Origin of the sequence: Burkholderia anthina (assembly GCF_001547525.1) — a bacterium.
Lineage (GTDB): Bacteria > Pseudomonadota > Gammaproteobacteria > Burkholderiales > Burkholderiaceae > Burkholderia > Burkholderia semiarida.
In genome coordinates this window covers 2,416,880-2,436,657 of record NZ_CM003768.1, presented here as the reverse complement: position 1 = coordinate 2,436,657, position 19,778 = coordinate 2,416,880, and the positions used below count along the sequence as shown (strand labels likewise).

General features: G+C 68.9%; 19 protein-coding genes. 6 read left to right on the top strand and 13 right to left on the bottom strand.

Annotated elements, in window-relative coordinates; translation table 11 throughout:
* Positions 1-47: 47 nt before the first annotated feature.
* The gene (locus WS64_RS11130; RefSeq protein WP_059580406.1) at positions 48-974 is read left to right on the top strand and encodes a LysR family transcriptional regulator; all 927 of its coding nucleotides are present in this window, start codon (positions 48-50) and stop codon (positions 972-974) included.
* 72 nt (positions 975-1,046) lie between these two features.
* Here WS64_RS11130 and WS64_RS11125 read toward each other — a convergent pair whose 3' ends face one another.
* Positions 1,047-2,609 (bottom strand): DHA2 family efflux MFS transporter permease subunit, encoded by a 1,563-nt coding sequence (locus tag WS64_RS11125; protein ID WP_059580409.1) that lies wholly within the window; start codon positions 2,607-2,609, stop codon positions 1,047-1,049.
* Between the two features lie 177 nt (positions 2,610-2,786).
* Positions 2,787-3,275: a MarR family winged helix-turn-helix transcriptional regulator gene (locus WS64_RS11120; RefSeq protein ID WP_059580411.1), complete on the bottom strand. Its 489-nt coding sequence runs from the start codon at positions 3,273-3,275 to the stop codon at positions 2,787-2,789.
* Positions 3,276-3,449: 174 nt separating this feature from the next.
* Between WS64_RS11120 and WS64_RS11115 the strand changes: the two genes are divergently transcribed.
* Together WS64_RS11115 and WS64_RS11110 are read left to right on the top strand one after the other, a co-directional pair.
* Positions 3,450-3,734, top strand: coding sequence for a hypothetical protein (locus tag WS64_RS11115; protein WP_059638559.1), 285 nt, complete (start codon positions 3,450-3,452; stop codon positions 3,732-3,734).
* A 309-nt stretch (positions 3,735-4,043) separates the two neighbouring features.
* Positions 4,044-5,615, top strand: coding sequence for an efflux transporter outer membrane subunit (locus WS64_RS11110; protein ID WP_060966464.1), 1,572 nt, complete (start codon positions 4,044-4,046; stop codon positions 5,613-5,615).
* 24 nt (positions 5,616-5,639) lie between these two features.
* Here the strand turns inward: WS64_RS11110 and WS64_RS11105 are convergent, their stop codons facing one another.
* From WS64_RS11105 to gspG, 8 genes are read right to left on the bottom strand one after another with little or no spacing between them, the layout of a single operon-like run.
* Positions 5,640-6,428, bottom strand: a complete 789-nt coding sequence (locus WS64_RS11105; protein ID WP_059638602.1) for a type II secretion system protein N — start codon at positions 6,426-6,428, stop codon at positions 5,640-5,642.
* A gap of 36 nt (positions 6,429-6,464) precedes the next feature.
* Positions 6,465-6,971 carry a type II secretion system protein GspM gene (gspM, locus tag WS64_RS11100; RefSeq protein WP_060966945.1) on the bottom strand — a complete coding sequence of 169 codons (507 nt, stop codon included), beginning with the start codon at positions 6,969-6,971 and terminating at the stop codon, positions 6,465-6,467.
* The gene (gene gspL, locus WS64_RS11095) at positions 6,968-8,344 is read right to left on the bottom strand and encodes a type II secretion system protein GspL (protein WP_060966463.1); all 1,377 of its coding nucleotides are present in this window, start codon (positions 8,342-8,344) and stop codon (positions 6,968-6,970) included. Before gspL ends, gspM begins: the two co-directional genes overlap by 4 nt.
* A 26-nt stretch (positions 8,345-8,370) precedes the next feature.
* On the bottom strand, positions 8,371-9,480 hold the full coding sequence (gene gspK / locus WS64_RS11090; protein ID WP_059638600.1) for a type II secretion system minor pseudopilin GspK: 1,110 nt from the start codon (positions 9,478-9,480) through the stop codon (positions 8,371-8,373).
* A 2-nt stretch (positions 9,481-9,482) separates the two neighbouring features.
* On the bottom strand, positions 9,483-10,181 hold the full coding sequence (locus WS64_RS11085) for a PulJ/GspJ family protein (protein ID WP_081103812.1): 699 nt from the start codon (positions 10,179-10,181) through the stop codon (positions 9,483-9,485).
* Positions 10,159-10,566, bottom strand: coding sequence for a type II secretion system minor pseudopilin GspI (gspI, locus tag WS64_RS11080; RefSeq protein WP_059580427.1), 408 nt, complete (start codon positions 10,564-10,566; stop codon positions 10,159-10,161). Before gspI ends, WS64_RS11085 begins: the two co-directional genes overlap by 23 nt.
* Positions 10,563-11,132, bottom strand: coding sequence for a GspH/FimT family pseudopilin (locus WS64_RS11075; RefSeq protein WP_059580429.1), 570 nt, complete (start codon positions 11,130-11,132; stop codon positions 10,563-10,565). The genes gspI and WS64_RS11075 overlap by 4 nt, the downstream gene beginning before the upstream one ends.
* A gap of 39 nt (positions 11,133-11,171) precedes the next feature.
* The gene (gene gspG / locus WS64_RS11070) at positions 11,172-11,624 is read right to left on the bottom strand and encodes a type II secretion system major pseudopilin GspG (RefSeq protein WP_027783126.1); all 453 of its coding nucleotides are present in this window, start codon (positions 11,622-11,624) and stop codon (positions 11,172-11,174) included.
* Between the two features lie 180 nt (positions 11,625-11,804).
* On the opposite strand from gspG, the gene WS64_RS11065 reads away from it, so the two are divergent.
* On the top strand, positions 11,805-12,215 hold the full coding sequence (locus WS64_RS11065; protein WP_011882773.1) for a hypothetical protein: 411 nt from the start codon (positions 11,805-11,807) through the stop codon (positions 12,213-12,215).
* A 36-nt stretch (positions 12,216-12,251) separates the two neighbouring features.
* Here WS64_RS11065 and gspF read toward each other — a convergent pair whose 3' ends face one another.
* Genes gspF through gspD form a run of 3 tightly spaced genes read right to left on the bottom strand, consistent with a single transcriptional unit; the run spans position 12,252 to position 17,312 of the window.
* Positions 12,252-13,469: a type II secretion system inner membrane protein GspF gene (gene gspF, locus WS64_RS11060; RefSeq protein WP_059638548.1), complete on the bottom strand. Its 1,218-nt coding sequence runs from the start codon at positions 13,467-13,469 to the stop codon at positions 12,252-12,254.
* 4 nt (positions 13,470-13,473) lie between these two features.
* Positions 13,474-14,973: a type II secretion system ATPase GspE gene (gene gspE, locus WS64_RS11055; protein WP_060966461.1), complete on the bottom strand. Its 1,500-nt coding sequence runs from the start codon at positions 14,971-14,973 to the stop codon at positions 13,474-13,476.
* Positions 14,970-17,312 carry a type II secretion system secretin GspD gene (gene gspD, locus WS64_RS11050; RefSeq protein ID WP_060966460.1) on the bottom strand — a complete coding sequence of 781 codons (2,343 nt, stop codon included), beginning with the start codon at positions 17,310-17,312 and terminating at the stop codon, positions 14,970-14,972. The genes gspE and gspD overlap by 4 nt, the downstream gene beginning before the upstream one ends.
* Positions 17,313-17,678: 366 nt before the next feature.
* On the opposite strand from gspD, the gene WS64_RS11045 reads away from it, so the two are divergent.
* Complete coding sequence (locus WS64_RS11045; protein ID WP_059638543.1) at positions 17,679-18,173, top strand: lytic transglycosylase domain-containing protein; 495 nt, start codon at positions 17,679-17,681, stop codon at positions 18,171-18,173.
* Between the two features lie 163 nt (positions 18,174-18,336).
* The gene (locus WS64_RS11040; RefSeq protein ID WP_060966944.1) at positions 18,337-19,650 is read left to right on the top strand and encodes a GTP-binding protein; all 1,314 of its coding nucleotides are present in this window, start codon (positions 18,337-18,339) and stop codon (positions 19,648-19,650) included.
* Positions 19,651-19,778 lie beyond the last annotated feature (128 nt).

The window sequence follows — 19,778 nt, the reverse complement described above, 5'->3', positions numbered from 1 at the left end:
ATCCGGAATTCGTTTTGACGTGGCTGCACCAATGTGGGGAGTGATCGATGGAATTGCGCGCGCTGCGGTACTTCGTCGAGGTGGTTCGCCAGCAGAGCTTCACCGCGGCGGCCGACAGGCTGTTCGTCACGCAGCCGACCATCAGCAAGATGGTGAAGGCGCTGGAGGACGAGATCGGTTCGCCGCTGCTGCTGCGCGACGGCCGGCAGATGGTGCTGACCGACGCCGGGCGGATCGTGTTCCAGCGCGGCCAGGACGTGCTCGCCGCACAGGCGCAGTTGCAGTCGGAGCTGAACGATCTCGGCACGCTCGGGCGCGGCGAGCTGACGATCGGCATTCCGCCGCTCGGCGGCTCGCTGTTCACGCCGATCATCGCCGCGTACAAGCAGCGCTACCCGAACATCGAGCTGAAGCTGTTCGAGCAGGGCGCGCGGATGATCGAGGCCGCGCTGACGTCGGGCGAGCTGGAGCTCGGCGGGCTGCTGGAGCCGGTCGATCCCGGCACGTTCGAGCGGCTGCCGATGGTGCGCGCGCCGCTGTGGCTCGTCGCGCCGCGCGAGTCGCGCTGGGAGGATCACACGGCCGTGCCGCTCGCGGATCTCGCGCGCGAATCGTTCGTGTTCTATGCGGAAAGCCTCGCGCTGCATGACGCGGTGCTCGATGCGTGCCGGCAGGCCGGCTTCACGCCGTCGATCGTGAGCCGCAGCGGCCACTGGGATTTCATGGCCGCGCTCGTGCATGCGGGCGTCGGCATCGCGCTGCTGCCCGAGCCGTATTGCCGGCGGCTCGACGCGGGCCAGTTCACGTGCCGGCCGATCGTCGAGCCGGAAATCACGTGGGCGATCGCGCTCGGCTGGCTGAAGAAGGGCTACCTGTCTCACGCGGCGCGCGCGTGGCTCGACGTCGCGCGGGCGACGCTGCCGCTCGCGCCGGCCGACGATCTGGCGTTCGGGGGATTACGAGCGCGGGAGTGAGGGTGGGGCCGCCGGGCGATGAAGCGGACAGTGAAACAAAAAGGGCGGCCGTGACGGCCGCCCGTCGGGCCCTCAATGCCCCATCGCCGGCCCCGCTCCCTTCTTCGGCTTCGTGATCCACACGAGCGCCGCGAGCGCGATGAACACGCCCGCCGACAGGTGGAAGAAGTCGTTGGTCGCCATCATGAAGCCCTGCTGCGTGACGAGCTGGTTGAGCTGCGCATTGGCCGTCTGCCCGACGATGCCGAGCTGCGCGAGCGCGCCCTGGTAATCGGTCGTGTTCTGCGCATAGACGCTCACCGATTCCGACAGCCGCGCATGGTGGTAGATCGCGTCGTTCTCCCAGAACGTCGAGCTGGCGGCCGTGCCGATCGCGCCGGACAGCGTGCGCAGGAAGTTCGACAGCCCCGACGCGCTCGCGAGCCGCTCGTCGGAGATGCTCGACAGCGTGATCGTCGTCATCGGCACGAAGAAGCAAGCGACGCCGATGCCCTGCACGAGCCGCGGCAGGATCACGTGGTTGAACGGCACGTCGAGCGTGAACGTCGCGTTCCACAGCGACACGCCCGCGAACACGATGAACGCGAAGCTCGCGACCATCCGCAGGTCGAGCCGGTGCATGTTGCGGCCGATCAGCGGCGACAGCACGAGCGCGAGCAGCCCGACCGGCGCGGTCGCGAGGCCCGCCTTGCCGGCCGTGTAGCCCATCACCGTCTGCAGCCACAGCGGGAAGATCACGACCGAGCCGAAGAACGCCATGAAGCCGAACGAGATGATCAGCGCGCCAAGCGCGAAGTTGCGATCCTTGAAGAGCGTGAGGTCGACCACCGGCTCCTTCTCCGTCGCCTCCCACACGAGCATGAACGCGAGCGACACGACCGCGATCAGCGCGAGCGCGACGATGAACGACGAGTTGAACCAGTCGCGGTCCTTGCCGAGGTCGAGCATCATCTGCAGGCACGACACGCCGATCACGAGCAGCGCGAGGCCGATCGCGTCGATCCGCTGCTTCGTCGTCTTCGTCTCGCGGCCGCGCAGCAGGAAGTACGCGCAGGTCGCCGAGAACACGCCGATCGGCAGGTTGATGTAGAAGATCCACGGCCACGTGTAGTTGTCGCTGATCCAGCCGCCCAGGAGCGGGCCGAAGATCGGCGCGACGATCACCGTCATCGCCCATAGCCCGAGCGCGAGCCCGCGTTTCGCGGGCGGGTAGCTGCGCATCAGGATCGTCTGCGACAGCGGCACCATCGGCCCCGACACGAGGCCCTGCAGCAATCGGAACGCGATCAGCGTCTCGAAGTTCGACGCAAGGCCGCACAGCGCCGACGCGATCGTGAACGCGAGCACCGACAGCGTGAAGAGGCGCACTTCGCCTACCCGCCTTGCGAGCCAGCCGGTGAGCGGCACCGCGATCGCGGACGCGACCGAGTACGACGAGATCACCCACGTGCCTTCGCTCGTCGCGACGCCGAGGCTGCCCGAGATGGTCGGCACCGCGACGTTCGCGATCGACGTGTCGAGCACTTCCATGAAGGTGCCGAGCGCGAGCCCGACGGTGAGCAGCGCGAGCGCGCCGCCGGTCAGCGGCGCCGGTTCGGCGGCGGGGGAGGGGGCGGATGCCGTGGTGGCGGACATCGGAATCTCCTAGACGCGGCGCGCGCGACGCGCCGGCACAACGCACGGACGCGCGACGCAGCGCGGCCCGGCCGGGTGGAAGGAAAAAGGGGAAAAGCGGAGCGGGTGCCTTGTCATCTTCTGCCCAGACAGAGAAATAAGCGAATGTTTAACTGCGACATGGGGGCTCCGCGTGCATCAGCAGTCGGGTTCGTCGGGCTTCGGGCAGCCGGTCGAGCCGGGCCCGTTGGCGATGAAGCGTTGCAGCAGGCCGGTGAGCGTCGCGAGTTCGTCGGCCGAAAAGCCTTCGAGCTGTGCGTTGAGCACGGTCGCGACGAGCGACGGCAGCGCGCGGGCGGCTTCGATGCCGCGGTCGGTCAGCGTCAGCTCGATCATCCGGCGGTCCTGCTCGCTGCGCGCGCGTGCGATCAGCCCCTTGCGTTCGAGCCGGTCGAGCATGCGCGTCATCGAGCCGCTGTCGTACGACATCTTGCGCGACAGTTCGAACGGCGTGCGCGCGTAACCGCGCGACAGCAGCAGGATCACGCCGATCTGCTGCGCGGTGAGGTCGAGCGGTTCGAGCGCGCGATCCATCCGCTCGACGAGCGCCTGCTTCGCCTTCGACAGGTAATAGCCGAGGCTCGTTTCCAGCGCGATGTTCTCGGGATCGTAGAGGCCGCCGGTCATACGATTGCGCGCGCAGCAATAGTGCGTTTCGGGTTAAAACGCGCCCAGTATCTTGAAAAATGATTGCTTAGTCAATATTATTTAAGTCAACCAGTTACGACGTGCATGTTGCACCGCCGGAGACTATGTTCTGACCGATTGGCCCGCACTGCCGGGCACCCGAGGATGTTCGCGATGCTGTTCCTGAAAAATGCCGCCGGCGCGCTGCGCCGCAACCTGACCGATACCGCTCATCATGTGTTCTCCGGGCCGCACCGCGGCTGGAAGATCGCGCTGTACGTGACGATGCTGGTCGTGCCTGGCGGCTCGCTCGCGGCGCTCGGGTTCGCGTGGTTCGATCATCGCCGGCAGCGCAACGCGAAGGGCGGCGCCCGCCGCACGAGCCAGCCGGCCGCGACGGAGCCGTCGACATGGCCGGCCGCCGCCAAACCCGTCGCGGTGCCCGTGCGCTGCCACTGACACACTGACGCCGCCGCGCGCCCGCTTTCCACACTGTCCCGCCCGATCGCCGGCCGCGTCGCGCGCGGGTCGCTGTCGTCCGTTGGATGCCCATTCGCATGCCCGTTTTCCCGCAAGCCGGCCGTAATGGCCGGTAAACCGGCCGCCCGCACCGGTAACACATTCGGGCCGCCACGCACCTTACCCTTAGGGCTGCGCGGCTTTCCCGCCGTCAGTTACCATTTGTCCGCCAGCGGCCAACGACCGCACCGCATGACCGCATCGCGCGGCGCCGCTCGCCGGCCGTCGTGCCCAGACAGGAAAACCACCATGCCGTACGCCTCCCTCCCGCGCGCCGTTCGCCCGCTGAGCGCCGCCGTCGCCATTGCGACGGCCGTGCTGCTCGCCGGCTGCGCCGTCGGGCCCGACTATCACCGGCCCGACACGTCGATCCCCGCCGCCTTCAAGGAAGCGCCGGCCGGCTGGAAAGTCGCGCAGCCCGCCGATCGGGCCGATCGCGGCGCGTGGTGGACGGTCTACAACGATCCGCAGCTCGATGCGCTGATCGGCAAGCTCAACGCGTCGAACCAGACCATCGCGCAATCGGCCGCCGCCTACCGGCAGGCGCGCGCGCTCGTCACCGAGGCGCGCGCCGCGTATTTCCCGACCGTCGGGCTGAGCGCATCGGGCTCGCGCGCGCGGACGCCGCGCACGTCGCTGTCGTCGGGCTCGTCGTCGAGTTTCGGCAGCGGGTCGACCGGATCGATCAACAACAGCTACAGCGTCGGCCTCGACGCCAGCTGGGAGCCCGATCTATGGGGCAAGGTGAGCCGCACCGTCAGCGCGCAGCGCGCCGGCGAAGCGGCCGCCGCGGCCGATCTCGCGAACGCGCGGCTGTCGCAGCAGGCGCTGCTCGCGCAGACCTATTTCCAGTTGCGCACGTCCGATGCGCTGCAAAAGCTGCTCGACGACACCGTGAAATCGTACGAACGGTCGCTGCAGCTCACGCAGAACCAGTACGCGCAGGGCGTCGCCGCGCGCGCGGACGTGATCCAGGCGCAGACGCAGCTGCAGAGCGCGCAGGCCGCGCAGATCGACAACGGCGTCGCCCGCGCGCAGTACGAGCATGCGATCGCGACGCTGATCGGCGAGCCCGCGTCGACCTTCTCGCTGCCGCCGAACCCGCTCGCGGCCGAGCCGCCGGTCACGCCGGTCGACGTGCCGTCCGCGATCCTCGAGCGCCGGCCCGACGTCGCGGCGGCCGAGCGCCGCGCGGCGGCCGCGAACGAGCAGATCGGCGTCGCGATCTCGGCGTTCTTCCCCACGCTCACGCTGTCGGCCAGCGGCGGCTTCCAGAGTTCGGTGTGGTCGCAGCTGTTCACGCTGCCGGCACGCTTCTGGACGGTCGGCCCGCAGCTCGCGGCCACGCTGTTCGACGCGGGCTTGCGCGCCGCGCAGACCGACGCCGCGCGCGCGACCTACGACCAGGACGTCGCCGCCTATCGTCTCGCGGTGCTCACCGCATTCCAGGACGTGGAGGACAACCTGGCGTCGCAGCGCATCCTCGCGCAGGAAATCGACGTGCAGCGGCAAGCCGTCGACAGCGCCGAGCACGCGCTCGCGATCGTCACGAACCAGTACAAGGCCGGTACGGTCGCGTACCTGAACGTGCTGACCGCGCAGACCACCGCGTTCACCGCGCAGCAGAAGCTCGCGACGATCGCCGGGCAGCGGATGGTGTCGTCGGTCGGGCTCGTGAAGGCGCTCGGCGGCGGCTGGAACGTATCGGAAATGGCGCGCGAGAACGGCGACATGGCGGCGCCGGCGCCTTTGCCGGCGTCCGGTGCGGCCGCGCCCGCGGCCACCGCACCGTCGGCCGCCGCGCCGCTCGCGCAGAAGTAGAAGGGAAGCGGGCGACGCGCGCGTTCAGCGCTGCGCGTCGCCGAAGATCAGCGAAACCTGGTTGTTGCCGATCGGGTGGCCGAGCAGGTTCAGCAGCCCGGCGAGGTTCGCCTGCTGCTCGGGCGCCGCGTGCGCGGTCCCGCGGAACGAGCCCTGGCCGGGGCCGAAGCTGCCGTGCCCGTCGAGGAACAGCGGGCCCTGCGTCGTCGACAGGTCGAGATCGGCGCCCGCGCCCTTCGCCTGCAATACCGCGCGGTACGAACCGAGCGGCTTCACGCGCGACACGCGCGAACTCATCGAATCGATCGTCACCGTCAGCTGGCCGAACGCGTTGCTGCCGATGAGCCGCCAGTCGCTCCAGGCGAGCCGCACGTCGCCCTGCAGATCCAGCGTGTTAAACGGCGTGCCGAGCCCCGTGAGCAGCGACGCCGGCACCGCCATCGCGCCCGCCGACAGCACCGCGCCGCGCCACGTCGCATCGAGCGTGACCGCATCGGGCATCGCTTCGGTCTGCCGCATGCGCATCTGCACGCGCCCGGTCAGCAACGGCCAGAAGCGCGTGGTCCATTCGACCCGGCCCGGCAGCAGCGTCGCCGCGCTCTGGTCGGCGCCCGGCGCGAGCATCAGCGTGCCCGAGCCGTGCCACAGCGAGCCTTCCGGATCGACGAGATTCACGTGGCCGCCGGTCGCACGCGCGAACTGCGGCGCGATCCATGCGGCCGGCGCGAGCGCGACGAGCGTCACCGCCGTCGCCAGACCGCCTGCCAGCACCCACGGCAATACGGTGACGAGCCGTCTCGCCCACGGCCGCATCGGCCGGCCTTCGTATGCGTCATCCACTGCCGTCATCTATTTCTGGACGGAAGGTTGCATCACGGCCGTCAGGTCGACCTGGCCGTCCTCCTTCAGCGCCGTCGCATGCGCCTCGCCGACCTGCACTTTGAATTGCCGGCGCGCATCGTCGAGCCACTGGGTCCACGCCTGGAACGACACGTTCTTCATCTGGATCTGCACGCCATTGCCGACGATCTGCACCTGCGCGCCTTGCAGCCCATGGTCGGACAGCGACGCGGTCAGCGCATCCTTCAGCGCGAGGCCGGTCGGCGCGACACCCTGCGCGGCGGCCGCCAGCGACTTCGCCTCGTTCGCCTGCGCGGTCATCTGCGCGAGTTCGTGACGCATCGCCGGCAGCTCGCGCTGGATCCGCGCCCGGCCTTCCTGCGCGGGCGACCACAGCACCGAATACGCGATCGCGACCGCCAGCACGGCGCCGCCCCAGCCGAGCAGCGTCTTCTCGCGCGGCGTGCGCTCGCCCCAGAACTGGGCGAGCGTCTGGTTCAGTTGTTCGGTTTTCATGAGCGGCTCCGGATCGTCCATTTGCCCGTGTTGCTGTCGACTTCGCCGGACAGTCCGTTGCGCGCGAGGCGCTGCGTGAAATCGGGATCGACCTTGACCTCCGGCTTGAAGCCGACGTCGAGCCGCCGGTCGTGATAGTCGAGCGACGCGATGCCGTTCAGCGGCAGCGCGCCCATCGAGCGCGACAAGCCGCTCGACAGCGCGAGAAAATCGTTCGGCGACAGCTCGCCGGCAGCGAGCCGCAACTGGTCGAGCTGGCGCTGCATCTGCGCGGGCGGATCGAGCACGGTGGTCGTCTTCGGGAACGCGGACAACAGCGTCTCGGTGATCTGCGCGGACAGCGCATCGCGCTCGCGCGACAGCTTCCACCAGTGCAGGTTCATCCCGATCACCGCGACGCCGAGCGTCGCCGCGGCCAGCGCGATCGGCACGCGCAGGCGCTTGAGCGTCGCGCGATCGAAGCGCCACGGCTGCGATTCGAATTCGAACTGGCACAGATCGAATGGCTCGGCGAGCGCCCGGCGCGCGAACGTGTCGAACGACAGCGGCGCGGCGCCCGGCAGCAGCGGCGCGTCGGCGCGGCCGACCGACGCGAGCCGCGGCTCCGCGCCCGGTTCGCCGAGTTCGTACAGTTCGATGGCGCCGCCGCCCGCGAGCGCGGCCAGCGTGCCGGCCGCGCGCGACGCGGGCGCCGCGAAGCCTTCGCCGAGCGCGCCGCGCGCGACCGCCAGCTCGAGGCGCGGCGCACCGGCCGCCGCCGGCAGCGCGCCGGCTTCGACGAGCACCGGCTCGACCGCCGTCGCGAGCCCGAGCACCGCGGCGACCGTGGCCGGACGGGCGAGCGGCGCGGCGGCGTCCGCGGCGAGCGCGGCGGCGTCGATACCCTCACCGTCGGCCAGCGCCGAGGCGGATGCCGCTTCGGCCGGCGCGCGCGGCGCCGGCAGGCAGCGGGTCGCGGGCACCGCGCTCAGGTGCCGGTGGCCGGCCGCGGTGAACGCGTCGCAGATCGTGCGGAACCACGCGCGATCGACGACGGCCAGCACGCGGCGCCCGTCGGGCAGGGCGGCCGGATCGAGCGCGATGTGGCAGCCGAGCGGATCCTGGATCAACTGATCCTCGACGATGTTGGGCAGCGCCTGACGCAGCTTCGGCCCCTTCAGCGGCGGCACGGTCGCGGCCAGCAGCAGCACGTCGCGCGCGGCGACGATCAGCACCGTTGCGTTCGCGCGCGGCAACAGCGCGAGCGCGGCGCGGCCCGCGCGCTGCACCTGGCCGGCCTTGTCGACGAGCATGAACGGCAGCTCGGGCCACTGCCATTCCTGCAGCGGCACGGCCGGCTCGCGCGGCGGCAAAGAAACAATCAACGTGCTCACAAGCGCTCCTCTCCCGATTGGCGTCGTTATAGCTGATCGCGGATGCGCACGATCCGCGTCGAGTGCGTGGTCGGATCACGATACACGAGCGAGGTACGGTCGACCTCCGCGCGTTCGTGCTGGATCCGCCCATGCACGATGAAATAGCTCGAATTGACGTCGACGAGGCTCGAGTCGATCGTCACGTTCGGCGGCGCGCCGGCGCCGCGCAGCGCGAGCTGCACGTCCCCGACGTTCCGGAAAAACACGGTCTCGCGGCGCGCGACGAGCGCCTGCGCGGACGACACGCTCATCCCGGGTATCAGCGCGGCGATCACTTCGGCCGGCGCGGTGTTCATGTTCACGGGCGTCGTGGTCGGCAGCACGGTGACGAACGGGCGCAGCCGCGCGACCATTTCGGGCGTCACGCCGTCGACGTCGAGCAGGCTGTCGACGCGCGTCATCATCAGCGGCGCGGGCCCGCGCTCGCCGCCGGCCATCCCGGGATCGTCGGTGAAGCCGCTGCCCTGCATGTCGCCGCTCGTCACCGGTGCGGTCGCGGCATTCGCCGCGGTGCCGCCGCCGCCGGGCAGGTTCGGCATCTGGAACCGCGTGGCCGAATGCAGCAGCCCCGCGCGCACCTGCAGCGCGATGCGCTTCGCGAAGGCACTGTCGTAGCCGAGCGTCGTCAGCAGGCGCTGGAACGCCTGCATCTGCGTGACGTTCAACTGCAGCACGCCGGGCGCCGGCGACGACACGAGGTTGCGCAGGTTGAACTTCGCCTGCGCGTCCTCGATCGAGCCGGACAGGTAGGTGTCGTCGCCGCCCGTCTCGTTGGGCGCGCCGATCCGGCCGAGGAAATCCGACAGCTTCGTCTTCGCGATCGGCACGCCCCAGATCCCGCCGAGATACGTGATGCCGGGCGCCGTGTCGCCTTCGGAGCGCAGGATCATTCGCGTCCAGTCGAGGGCGCCGCGCGCGACCCACTGTGCCTGCGCGATCACGCGCTGGTTCTCGATGCGGCGGATCTGCACCTGCTGGCGCCACAGCATCCCCGACACGAGGATCGCCGACAGCGCGACCACGAGCAGCGCGGTGATGATCGCGGCGCCGCGCTGGCGGCGGCGAGGCATTCGGCGGGGCGGGCGCGCGCGCATCGTCATTCCCCGACGAGGAAGATGCGCGTGACCGGCACGCGCAGCGACGTCGCGCCGATGCTGACCTGCAGCCCGGTCACCGCGCGCGCGGGCGGCGCGTTGCCGAGCTGCGGCACCTTGAGCGCGTCGTTGTTCTGCGCGAGCGCTTCGTCGGCCGTCTGCAGGTTGGTGGTCCAGCCCACGCGCGGCACGTACAGCTTCGCGTCGATCGCGCCGACGCCGCCCATCAGCGCGACCCAGCTCCAGCCTTCGACGCTGCTGTCCTTCAGCATCGTGCGCAGCCGGTTCGTGTCGTCGACCGGCGGCGACGCATAGCGCACGACGCGCCCGCCGGCGATCCGGTAGCGGACCACCTGCAGCCGCGGCGCGACGCCCGGCACGTCGAGCTCGCGCACGATCTGCAGCGTATTGCCGGCGACGCCGATCGCCGGCTGGCCGGCCTCGTCGTCGGTCGCGGCGCGCCGCGCGTCGATGCGCATCTGGTCGAACATCTGCGCGAACACGCGCTCGTCCTCCATCGCGGCGGCCACCTTGTCGCGGCCGCGCATGATCTGGTCGAGCCCGCGCCAGGCGAGGATCGCCACCACCGCGAGGATCGCGATCGCGATCATCAGCTCGATCAGCGTGAAGCCGCGGGCGCGGCGGCCGGCACGGGCGGACGGGCGTCGCATCGGCGCGTCAGAGCGGACGGCTGGTTTCATTCGCGACCACCGTCACCATCTGCGCGAGCACGCCGGAACGGCCGGGCATGCTCACCGAAATCCGCACGCGCCGGAACACCGGGTTCGGCGTGGTGCTCACGCGCTGCGTGCAGACGAGCTGCACGTTGCCTTGCGAGCAGTCGAAACTCTGCTCGCCGACCTCCGGCCACGCATGCGTGAGCCGCAGTTGCGCGAGCGCGTTGTCGGCGCTCCAGCCGGCGAGCAGGCGGCGATGCAGGTCGGACGCATTGGTCGCCATCGTGCCAACCGCGCGGATCGACGCGGCGAGCGCGACCGCGATGATCGCGAGCGCGACCAGCACCTCGATCATCGTGAAGCCGCGGGCGGAAGAAGCGGGGAAGGGCAGGCGACGACGCATCGTCATTGCACCTCGTAGCGGCCGTTGCCGGTGCCGACGATCGTCGCGCTACCGGCGGCCGAATGCAGCGTCACGCGCACCGGCGTGTCGATGCTCTCGGTGCCGAACACGACGCGGTTCGCGCGCGTGTCCGACCCCGGGTAATCGATGTCCGCGCCCGTGACGCCGCCGTCCCAGTCACGCGGGCGCAGCAAGTCGTCGCGCAGCGTGCGCCAGCCGTCGGGCGAGCTCACGTCGAACTGGAAACCGTGCGCGGTCGGCTGCCACGCGATCGGCCGCGCGCGCACCTGCGCTTCGTCGCCGGCCGTCTCGAACAGCAGCGCGATGCGCTGCGCTTCCTCGCGCAAGTCGGTGCGCGGATTGCGCGTCAGCGACAGCGACGCGAGCGACACGAGCAGCCCCGCGATCACGAGCACGACCAGCATTTCGAGCAGCGTGAAACCGCGCGCGCGACGCCGCGCCGCGCGGGGCGTCGTCAAGCCGCCATCGGCACCCGCCGGGACGGACGGCACCGCACCGCGACGCACACGGCAATCGCGGCCGCAGCGGGAGGTCGTGCGAATGGCGAGCATGAAGAACGGGAAGGAAACGTCGGGGCGATCAGCGCCGGCTCATTGCCACGAGCCGATGTCGGAGTCGTTGCTTTCGCCGCCTTCCTTGCCGTCGGCGCCGTAGCTGAACACGTCGATCTCGCCGTGCACGCCCGGGTTCAGGTACTTGTACCCGTTGCCCCACGGATCGTTCGGCAGGCGCTCGAGATAGCCGCCGTCCTTCCAGTTGTTGGGGATCGGATCGGTGGTCGGCTTCTGGATCAGCGCGTTCAGGCCCTGTTCCTGCGTCGGATAGCGGCCGTTGTCCAGACGGTACAGCTTGAGCGCCTGCATGATCGTGCCGATGTCCTGCTTCGCGGCGATGCGGCGCGCCTCGTCCGGGCGGCTCATGATCTTCGGCACGATCAGCGCCGCCAGGATCCCGAGGATCGCGACCACCACCATGATCTCGATCAGCGTGAAACCGCGCTGACGACGCACGGCCGCGTTGCGGCGAGTGATCCACGTTTGCATGACTGACTACCTCTTTCCAAAAAATGTCGTCGATTGAGTGACGCACCCGACAGGCATTCCGGAATGCCGGCCTGACGACAGGCTTCCGATACCCCGGGCGCGGAGCCCGCATTGTAAGGCGCGCATCGCCGAGGGCTTTCACCCAACGCAAATTTCACATACATCCGTACAATAGCGCGCATGAACGCGCTCTCGATCCGGATCCTTTCCCTCGCCCTCTTCGCGGGTTTGTGCGCGACGGCCACCTACTGGGTCGTCACGCTGTCGGCCCGCGAAGCGCCGCTGCCCGCCGCCGCCGCGCGGCTGCCGATCCGCACCGAGGACGCCGCCGCGCTCTTCGGCGGCCAGCTCGACAAGAATCCCGTCCAGGACATCCACCTCTTCGGCATTCTCGCGCTCGATCATGGCGGCGCCGCGATCGTCGGCATCGGCGGCGAACCGCCGCGCGCGGTGTCGCTCGGCGCGGAGCTCGCGCCCGGCGCGAAGCTCGCCGAAGTGCGCAGCCGCTCGATCATCGTCGACCGCAACGGCGCGCGCGCCGAAGTCCAGCTCCCGGCGAACACGCCGTCCCCCGCGATCTACATGCGCTGACGGCCGCGGCCCGGCACGCGCGATCGGGCCGCCACGTCACTGCACCATGTTGTTCAGCTCGATGATCGGCAGCATCACGGCCAGCACGATCACGAGCACGATGCCGCCCATCGCGAGGATCAGCAGCGGCTCTAGCAGGCTCGTCAGGAACATCGTGCGGCGCTCCAGCTCGCGCGCCTCGCCTTCGGCCGCGCGATCCAGCATCGTCGTCACGTCGCCCGTCGCTTCACCCGAACGAATCAGGTGCACGAGCACCGGCGGAAACGTCTTCACGTTGTTCAGCGCGCGCGACAGCGCGGAGCCTTCGCGCACGCGGACGATCGCGTCGTCGATGTTCGCGCGCATCGCGCGGTTCGACAGCGTCTCGCCGGCCGCCTGCAACGCACGCAGGATCGGCACGCCGGCCGCGGTCAGAATGCCGAGCGTGCTCGCGAAGCGCACCGTGTTGTAGCCGCGCACGAGCTTGCCCGCGAGCGGCGCGGTCAGCACCCAGCGATCGAACGCGAGCCTGGGCCCGGCGCGCGACAGCGTCGCCTTCACGAACCACACGACGAGCGCGACCGCGATCAGGATCGCCCACCACCAGTGCCGCACGAATTCCGACAGCGCCATCATCACGACCGTGAGGATCGGCAACTGCTGCTTCGTGCTCGCGAACACGTTGACGACCTGCGGCACGACGTAGCTCAGCAGGAACGTGACGATGCCGAACGCGATCAGCGTGACGATACCCGGATACGTGAACGCCAGCAGGATCTTCTGCTTGAGCGCATTGCTCTGCTCGATGTAATCGGCGAGGCGCGACAGCACGATGCCGAGCTTGCCCGTATGCTCGCCGGCCGCGACCAGCGCGCGGTAGATCTCCGGAAAATCGCGCGGGTGCTGGCCCAGCGCATTCGCGAGCGAATGGCCGCCGAGCACTTCGGCGCGGATCGCGGCCATCAGTTCGCGGATGTAGTCGCGTTCGGCCTGCTCGGTCAGCACGCCGAGCGCCTCGTCGAGCGGCAGCCCCGCGATCAGCAGGCTCGCGAGCTGGCGCGTGAGGATCGCCTGTTCGCGCTGCGACAGCTTGCGGCCGAACGCGAGCCGCTGCGAACGCGCGCCGCGCGTGGCGCTCGCGGCCGGCTCGACGACGAGCGGCGTGAGCCCCTGCGTGCGCAACTGGCCGCGCGCGGCGCGCGCGCTGTCGGCATCGATCACGCCTTTCTGCGCGCGTCCCGCCGCATCGATTGCTTCGAAACGGAATGCCGGCATCGCGCTATGCGCCTCCCGTCACGCGCAGCACTTCCTCGAGCGACGTCGCGCCGGCCGCGAGCCAGCGCTCCGCGTCGTCGCGCAGCGTGCGCATGCCTTCCGCGCGGCCGGCGGCCAGGATCTCGGCATCGGCCGCGTTGCGGTGGATCAGCGCGCGGATCGACTCGTCGACCAGCAGCAGTTCGTAGACGCCGCGCCGGCCCGAATACCCCGAATGCCCGCACTTGTCGCAGCCGACCGGATGCCACACGGTACGGCCTTCCTCGTGCCGCTCTTCCTTGCAGACCGGGCAGAGCTGGCGCACGAGGCGCTGCGCGAGCACGCCGAGCAGCGACGACGCGAGCAGGTACGGCTCGACGCCCATGTCGGTCAGACGCGTGACGGCGGACGCCGCGTCGTTCGTATGCAGCGTCGCGAGCACGAGGTGGCCCGTCAGCGACGCCTGCACCGCGATCTGCGCGGTTTCGAGGTCGCGGATTTCGCCGATCATGATCACGTCCGGATCCTGGCGCAGGATCGAGCGCAGCGCACGGGCAAAAGTCATCCCGATCCGCTCGTTCACCTGCGTCTGGCCGATGCCGGCGAGATCGTATTCGATCGGGTCCTCGACGGTCATGATGTTGGTCGTCGCGGTTTCGAGCCGCGACATCGACGCGTACAGCGTGGTCGTCTTGCCCGACCCGGTCGGGCCGGTGACGAGCACGATGCCGTGCGGGCGCGCGATCAGCTTGTCGAACTGCACGAGCGTGTCGCGGCCCATCCCGAGCGCTTCGAGGTTCAGGCGCTGCGCGTCCTTTTCCAGCAGACGCAGCACCGCGCGCTCGCCGTGCCCGGTCGGCAGCGTCGACACCCGCACGTCGACCGGCCGGCCGCCGACGCGCAGCGTGATGCGGCCGTCCTGCGGCAGGCGCTTCTCCGCGATGTCGAGTTGCGCCATGATCTTGATCCGCGAGATCAGCGCGCCGTGCAGCGCCTTCTTCGGGCGCACGACGTCGCGCAGCGTGCCGTCGACGCGAAAGCGCACGACCGACGCATTCTCGAACGGCTCGATGTGAATGTCGGATGCCTGTTCGCGCGCCGCTTGCGTGAGCAGCGCGTTGATCATCCGGATGATCGGCGCGTCGTCTTCCGATTCGAGCAGATCTTCGACTTCGGGGATGTCCTGCATCAGCCGCGACAGGTCGACTTCGCCTTCGACCTCGCCGACCACCTGCGCGGCGCTGCCGTCCTGGCGCGCGTAGGCCTGGTTGATCGCCTGCGCGAGCTCGTCGGCCGGCACGCGGTGCACGGCGATCGAGCCGAAGTTGCGCGCGATCTCCGCGAGCGCGGCGTCGCTCGTGCGTTCGCTGATCCACACCTCGAGCGTGTCGTCGAGCTGGTGCGCGATCAGCACCTGTCCGCTCTTCGCGAAGCCGTACGGCAGCAGGCGCGCGGCCAGCGGCGACGGCGGCTGGCGCTCGGCCGGCGCGCCGTCGTGAGCGGAGGACGCGAGCACGTCGCTCACTGCGAGGCTCCCGGCGCGGTGGTCAGCGGCTGTTGCGGCACCGCCTGCTGCGGCACGCTTTGCGGCTGCGCGGGCGTCGCTTCGGGCAACGGCTGCGCCGGCACGGGCGCGACCTGGCGCTGCAACTGCTGGCGGCGCATCTTGTCGAGATCGAACAGGTTGCCGGCCGGCGTGCCGCCCTGGCTCGGGCCCAGCGGCATCGGCGGGACGACCGGGTCGTCCTTGTCGCGAATCACGTTGTTGTCCGACTTGTACGCGCCCGTCACGCCCTGGATGTAGTCGTAGCGGTTCGCGGTGACTTCCTGCGCGGTGCTGCGATCGGAGATGATCACCGGGCGCAGGAACACCATCAGGTTGGTTTTCGCGCGCTGCTTCGATTCCGAGCGGAACAACTGACCGATCCACGGGATGTCGCCGAGCAGCGGCACCTTGCTGTTCGACACCTGGTAGTTGTCCTGCATCAGGCCGCCGAGCACGATGATCTCGCCGTTGTCGGCCAGGATCGTCGACTGGATCGAGCGTTTCGTGAAGGTCGGCCCGGTCTGCGCGTTGGTGGTGCCGCTGACGACCGCCGAATCCTCCGTGTAGAGCTGCAGCTTGAGAATGCCGCCGTCGGTGATCTGCGGCTTCACGTGCAGCGTCAGGCCGACGTCGCGACGGTCGTAGGTATTGAATGCATTGCTCGTCGTACCGCTCGTCAGGTTCGAATACGAGCCGGTCGCGATCGGCACGTTCTGGCCGACGACGATCTTCGCTTCCTCGTTGTCGAGCGTGATCAGGTTCGGCGTCGACAGCACGTTCGCGTCGCTCACGCCGGCAAAGTATTGCAGCAGCGCGCCGAGCCCCTGCACGCCGAACATGTTGTGTAGCCAGCCGATGTTGAGCCCCTGGCTCAGCGAGCCGAGGTTGGAGGCCAGCCCGCCGCCGGTGATCCCGCCGGCGGCGTTGGTCACGCCGCCCGCCGTCAGGTTGATGATGCTGTTGCCCAGCCCCAGCCCGGGGTTCAGGTTCGTGCCGCCGAGAAACTGGCCGCTCGCGACCTGCCACTGGATGCCGAGGTTGCCCTGCGTCGTCGAGTTCAGCTCGACGATCAGCGCTTCGATGTAGACCTGCGCGCGCCGCGCGTCGAGCTGGTCGATCACCGAGCGCAGATTCCGGTAAACCGGATCGGACGCGGTGATGATCAGCGAATTGGTGGCCGAGTCGGCCTGGATCATCCCGCCCGGCTGGTTGTCGTCGCCGCTCTTGTCCTTGTCGCCGCCGAGCAGGCCGCCGGTGCCAAGGCCGCCGCCGGACGAGCCGCCGCCATACGCGGACGAGGACGACGAACCGCCGAGGCCGCCCGACGGCAGCGGCGGGGTGCCCGACGTGCCGGTCGAGAAGTTGCCGCTCGACGACGAGCCGCCGTTCTGGTTGAAGCTGTTCGCATCGTTGGACGACGCCGACGAGCCGCTGTCGTTGCCGCCCTTGCCGAGCATCCCGCGCAGCGTCTTCGCGAGCTTCACCGCATCGGCGTTGCGCAGCGGCACGACGTGCATGTTGCCGGGCGCCGCGCTCGGTGCGTCGAGCTGCTGCACGAGGCGCTTCGCGGCCGCGAGGCGCGACGCGCTCGACGCGCGCAGCAGCAGCGCGTTGGTGCGCGGGTCGGCCGTGACCGACACCTTCAGCGTCGCGTCGCTGTTGCCGATCGCGCCCGGGTCGAGCATTTTCTGCAACTGCGCGGCGAGGTCGATCGCGTTTGCATTGCGCAGCGGCACGACCTGCACCTGCGCGCCCGCGGCGCTGTCGACGCCCGCGATGATCTGCGCGATGCGGCGCACGTTGTCCGCATAGTCGGTCACGACGATCGTGTTGTTCGCCGGGTAGGCCGTCACCGTGTTGTTCGGCGAGATCAGCGGCCGCAGCACGGGCAGCAGGTTGTTCGCCGATTCGTTGCGAAGCTCGAACACCTGCGTGATCACCTGGTCGCCGCGCGCCTGCGGCGCGTTGCCGATGTAGGTCGGCACGCCCTGCAGCTTCGCGTCGGCTTCCGGCACGACCTTCAGCACGCCGTGATCCTGCACGAGCGCGAAGCCCTGCATGCGCAGCGCGGACTGCAGCGTCTTCAGCGCCTGGTCTTCCGGCACCGGCCGTTCGGCCACGAGGTTGAGCTGACCCTTCACACGCGGGTCGACGATGATGGTCTTGCCGGTCGCGGCGCCGATCGCTTTCGCGACCTGGTCGATGTCCGCATTCACGAAGTTGAGCGTGACCTGAGCGTAGGCGGCCTGCGAGACGATGATGCCGGCCACGAGCAGGGTCGTGGCAACACGCCGCATAACGAAGCGATTTCTTGTCATGGATGAATGGGTCGATGCCGGCTCAGGCCACTTCCGGCGGTAGTGCTGAGATCCAAGTCCGAAAAGGGCGACATTAGCAGTTTTTCATGTCCGAAATATCACATTGATCCGAAGACTGTCTCACATACGACATGCGTGCGGTAAATCGTATGCAATATGTAAGGATCGGCGCAACCCTTCGCGCGGCGGCCCTCACGCTTTTTGCGATGAGCCGACACGAAAATACGGTATAACCGGGCTGCCGTATTCCTGCCTGTCGCAATTCGACGGTCTGCCGGTATGATACGGGCGGCACGTTTCTCGTCGCACTAATAACACGCACGGGTTTTCCCGAGCTTCGCGCCATTCCTTTTCGTTTTTCGCACGATGAACAGACGGTTCGCTTCCATCGCGTTGATCGCCGCTGGCACATGGTTCGCCAGCGGTAACGCGCGCGCGGATTGTTTCGACGAAGCGGCCAGGTATCAGCAGGTCAATCCGCTGATCCTGCGCGCGATCGCCTGGCAGGAGTCGCGCAACCGGCCCGATGCGCTGAACAAGAACACGAACGGCTCGGTCGACTACGGCCTGATGCAGATCAATTCGATCCACCTGCCGACGCTGTCGCGCTACGGGATCGGCCGCGACACGCTGATGGAGCCGTGCAAGAACGTGTACATCGCCGCGTGGCATCTCAAACAGAAGATGAACCGCTACGGCAACACGTGGCAGGCGGTCGGCGCCTATCATTCGGAAACGCCGTCGCTGCGCGACAAGTACGCGCGGCAGATCGCCGGCATCCTCGCGCAATGGAAGCTGCTGCCGCCCGTGCAGACGACTCAGTCCACTCAGGCCGCGCAGACCACTCAGTCCGCTCAGTGATTCCGCGCCGCGTCGCCGGCCGATGCCGGCCGGCGCCGGGCCGGCCGCGCGCGTTTGATGCACAATGCGGGCTGACGCCGCCGTTTCGCCCGTGCGCGGGCCGATCGCGCCCCGCCAGGGCGCCGCGGCCGCTTTTTCATCTTTTCCGTTGGTGCAAATCATCATGAATCCGGCAATGAAACAGCCGTTGCCCGTCACCGTGCTGTCCGGCTTCCTCGGCGCCGGCAAGACCACGCTGCTCAACCACGTGCTCGCGAACCGCGCGGGCCTGAAAGTCGCGGTGATCGTCAACGATCTCGCGGCGGTCAACATCGACGCGTCGCTCGTACGCGATGCGCAGGCGCTGTCGCACGTCGAGGAGCGCCTCGTCGAAATGTCGAACGGCTGCATCTGCTGCACGCTGCGCGACGATCTGCTCGTCGAGATCCGCAACCTCGCATCCGAAGGCCGCTTCGACGCGATCATGATCGAATCGACCGGCATCGCGGAGCCGATGCCGATCGCCGAAACGTTCACGTTCGTCGACGACGACGGCGCGTCGCTGTCGGCCATCGCGCGGCTCGACACGCTCGTCACCGTGGTCGACGCGTACAACTTCCTGCGCGACTACGGCTCCGACGACGCGCTCGCGACGCGCGGCATCGCCGCGTCGGAAGACGACGACCGCACGCTCGTCGAGCTGCTGATCGAGCAGATCGAATTCTGCGACGTGCTGGTGATCAACAAGGCCGACCTCGTCGGCGCGGACGATCTCGCGCGCCTGCAGCACATCCTCGCGCGCCTGAATCCGCGCGCGCATCAGGTCGTATCGACGTTCGGCAACGTGCCGCTCGACGAAGTGCTGAACACCGGCCGCTTCGATTTCGACGAAGCCGCGAATGCGCCGGGCTGGCTCGCGTCGCTCGATCGCGACCACACGCATTGCGACGATCCCGACTGCCATGACGACCATCATGCGCACGTGCACGGCGAAGCCGACGAATTCGGGATCGGCAATTTTGTTTACCGCGCGCGCCGTCCGTTTCACCCGGCACGGCTGTGGGCGCTGCTGCACCAGGAGTGGCCGGGCGTGCTGCGCAGCAAGGGTTTCTTCTGGCTCGCGACGCGCAACGACATCGCCGGTTCGCTGTCGCAGGCGGGCGGCGTATGCCGGCATGGCCCGGCGGGTTTGTGGTGGGCGGCGCAGGATCGCGCGGAATGGCCGGACGACGACGAGCTGCTCGCCGAAATCCGCACCGAATGGCTCGGCGATCTCGACGATCGCACGGTCGGCGATCGCCGGCAGGAGCTCGTGCTGATCGGCATCGCGCTCGACGCCGATGCATGGCGTGCGAAACTCGATGCGTGCCTGCTCACCGATGCGGAGTTCGCGCTCGGCGCGGCGGGATGGGCGGCGCTCGACGATCCGTTCCCGGCGTGGGACGTCGATTCCCACGACGACGACGATCACGGCGACACGCAGATCGTCCATGCATGATCGCGTTGGTAACGGCTTGTAAAAGTAACCGTTAACTTTTGCAAGAGCGGCGCGAACTGTGGCGAAAATGCCGCGCGCGCCCAACAAAAAACCCGCCGAGAGGCGGGTTTTTCCGGAACAGGCGCGGG

Bases quoted from the DNA above. Each gene is read 5' to 3' on its own strand.
- gspK (WP_059638600.1), bottom strand. From the start codon at position 9,480: ATGCGCGCGCGCCCGCCCCGCCGAATGCCTCGCCGCCGCCAGCGCGGC.
- gspD (WP_060966460.1), bottom strand. From the start codon at position 17,312: ATGACAAGAAATCGCTTCGTTATGCGGCGTGTTGCCACGACCCTGCTC.
- gspI (WP_059580427.1), bottom strand. From the start codon at position 10,566: ATGACGATGCGTCGTCGCCTGCCCTTCCCCGCTTCTTCCGCCCGCGGC.
- WS64_RS11075 (WP_059580429.1), bottom strand. From the start codon at position 11,132: ATGCTCGCCATTCGCACGACCTCCCGCTGCGGCCGCGATTGCCGTGTG.
- WS64_RS11045 (WP_059638543.1), top strand. From the start codon at position 17,679: ATGAACAGACGGTTCGCTTCCATCGCGTTGATCGCCGCTGGCACATGG.
- gspF (WP_059638548.1), bottom strand. From the start codon at position 13,469: ATGCCGGCATTCCGTTTCGAAGCAATCGATGCGGCGGGACGCGCGCAG.
- WS64_RS11065 (WP_011882773.1), top strand. From the start codon at position 11,805: ATGAACGCGCTCTCGATCCGGATCCTTTCCCTCGCCCTCTTCGCGGGT.
- WS64_RS11115 (WP_059638559.1), top strand. From the start codon at position 3,450: ATGCTGTTCCTGAAAAATGCCGCCGGCGCGCTGCGCCGCAACCTGACC.
- WS64_RS11130 (WP_059580406.1), top strand. From the start codon at position 48: ATGGAATTGCGCGCGCTGCGGTACTTCGTCGAGGTGGTTCGCCAGCAG.
- WS64_RS11040 (WP_060966944.1), top strand. From the start codon at position 18,337: ATGAATCCGGCAATGAAACAGCCGTTGCCCGTCACCGTGCTGTCCGGC.
- gspG (WP_027783126.1), bottom strand. From the start codon at position 11,624: ATGCAAACGTGGATCACTCGCCGCAACGCGGCCGTGCGTCGTCAGCGC.
- WS64_RS11125 (WP_059580409.1), bottom strand. From the start codon at position 2,609: ATGTCCGCCACCACGGCATCCGCCCCCTCCCCCGCCGCCGAACCGGCG.
- WS64_RS11085 (WP_081103812.1), bottom strand. From the start codon at position 10,181: ATGAAACCAGCCGTCCGCTCTGACGCGCCGATGCGACGCCCGTCCGCC.
- gspM (WP_060966945.1), bottom strand. From the start codon at position 6,971: ATGAAAACCGAACAACTGAACCAGACGCTCGCCCAGTTCTGGGGCGAG.
- WS64_RS11105 (WP_059638602.1), bottom strand. From the start codon at position 6,428: ATGCGGCCGTGGGCGAGACGGCTCGTCACCGTATTGCCGTGGGTGCTG.
- WS64_RS11110 (WP_060966464.1), top strand. From the start codon at position 4,044: ATGCCGTACGCCTCCCTCCCGCGCGCCGTTCGCCCGCTGAGCGCCGCC.
- WS64_RS11120 (WP_059580411.1), bottom strand. From the start codon at position 3,275: ATGACCGGCGGCCTCTACGATCCCGAGAACATCGCGCTGGAAACGAGC.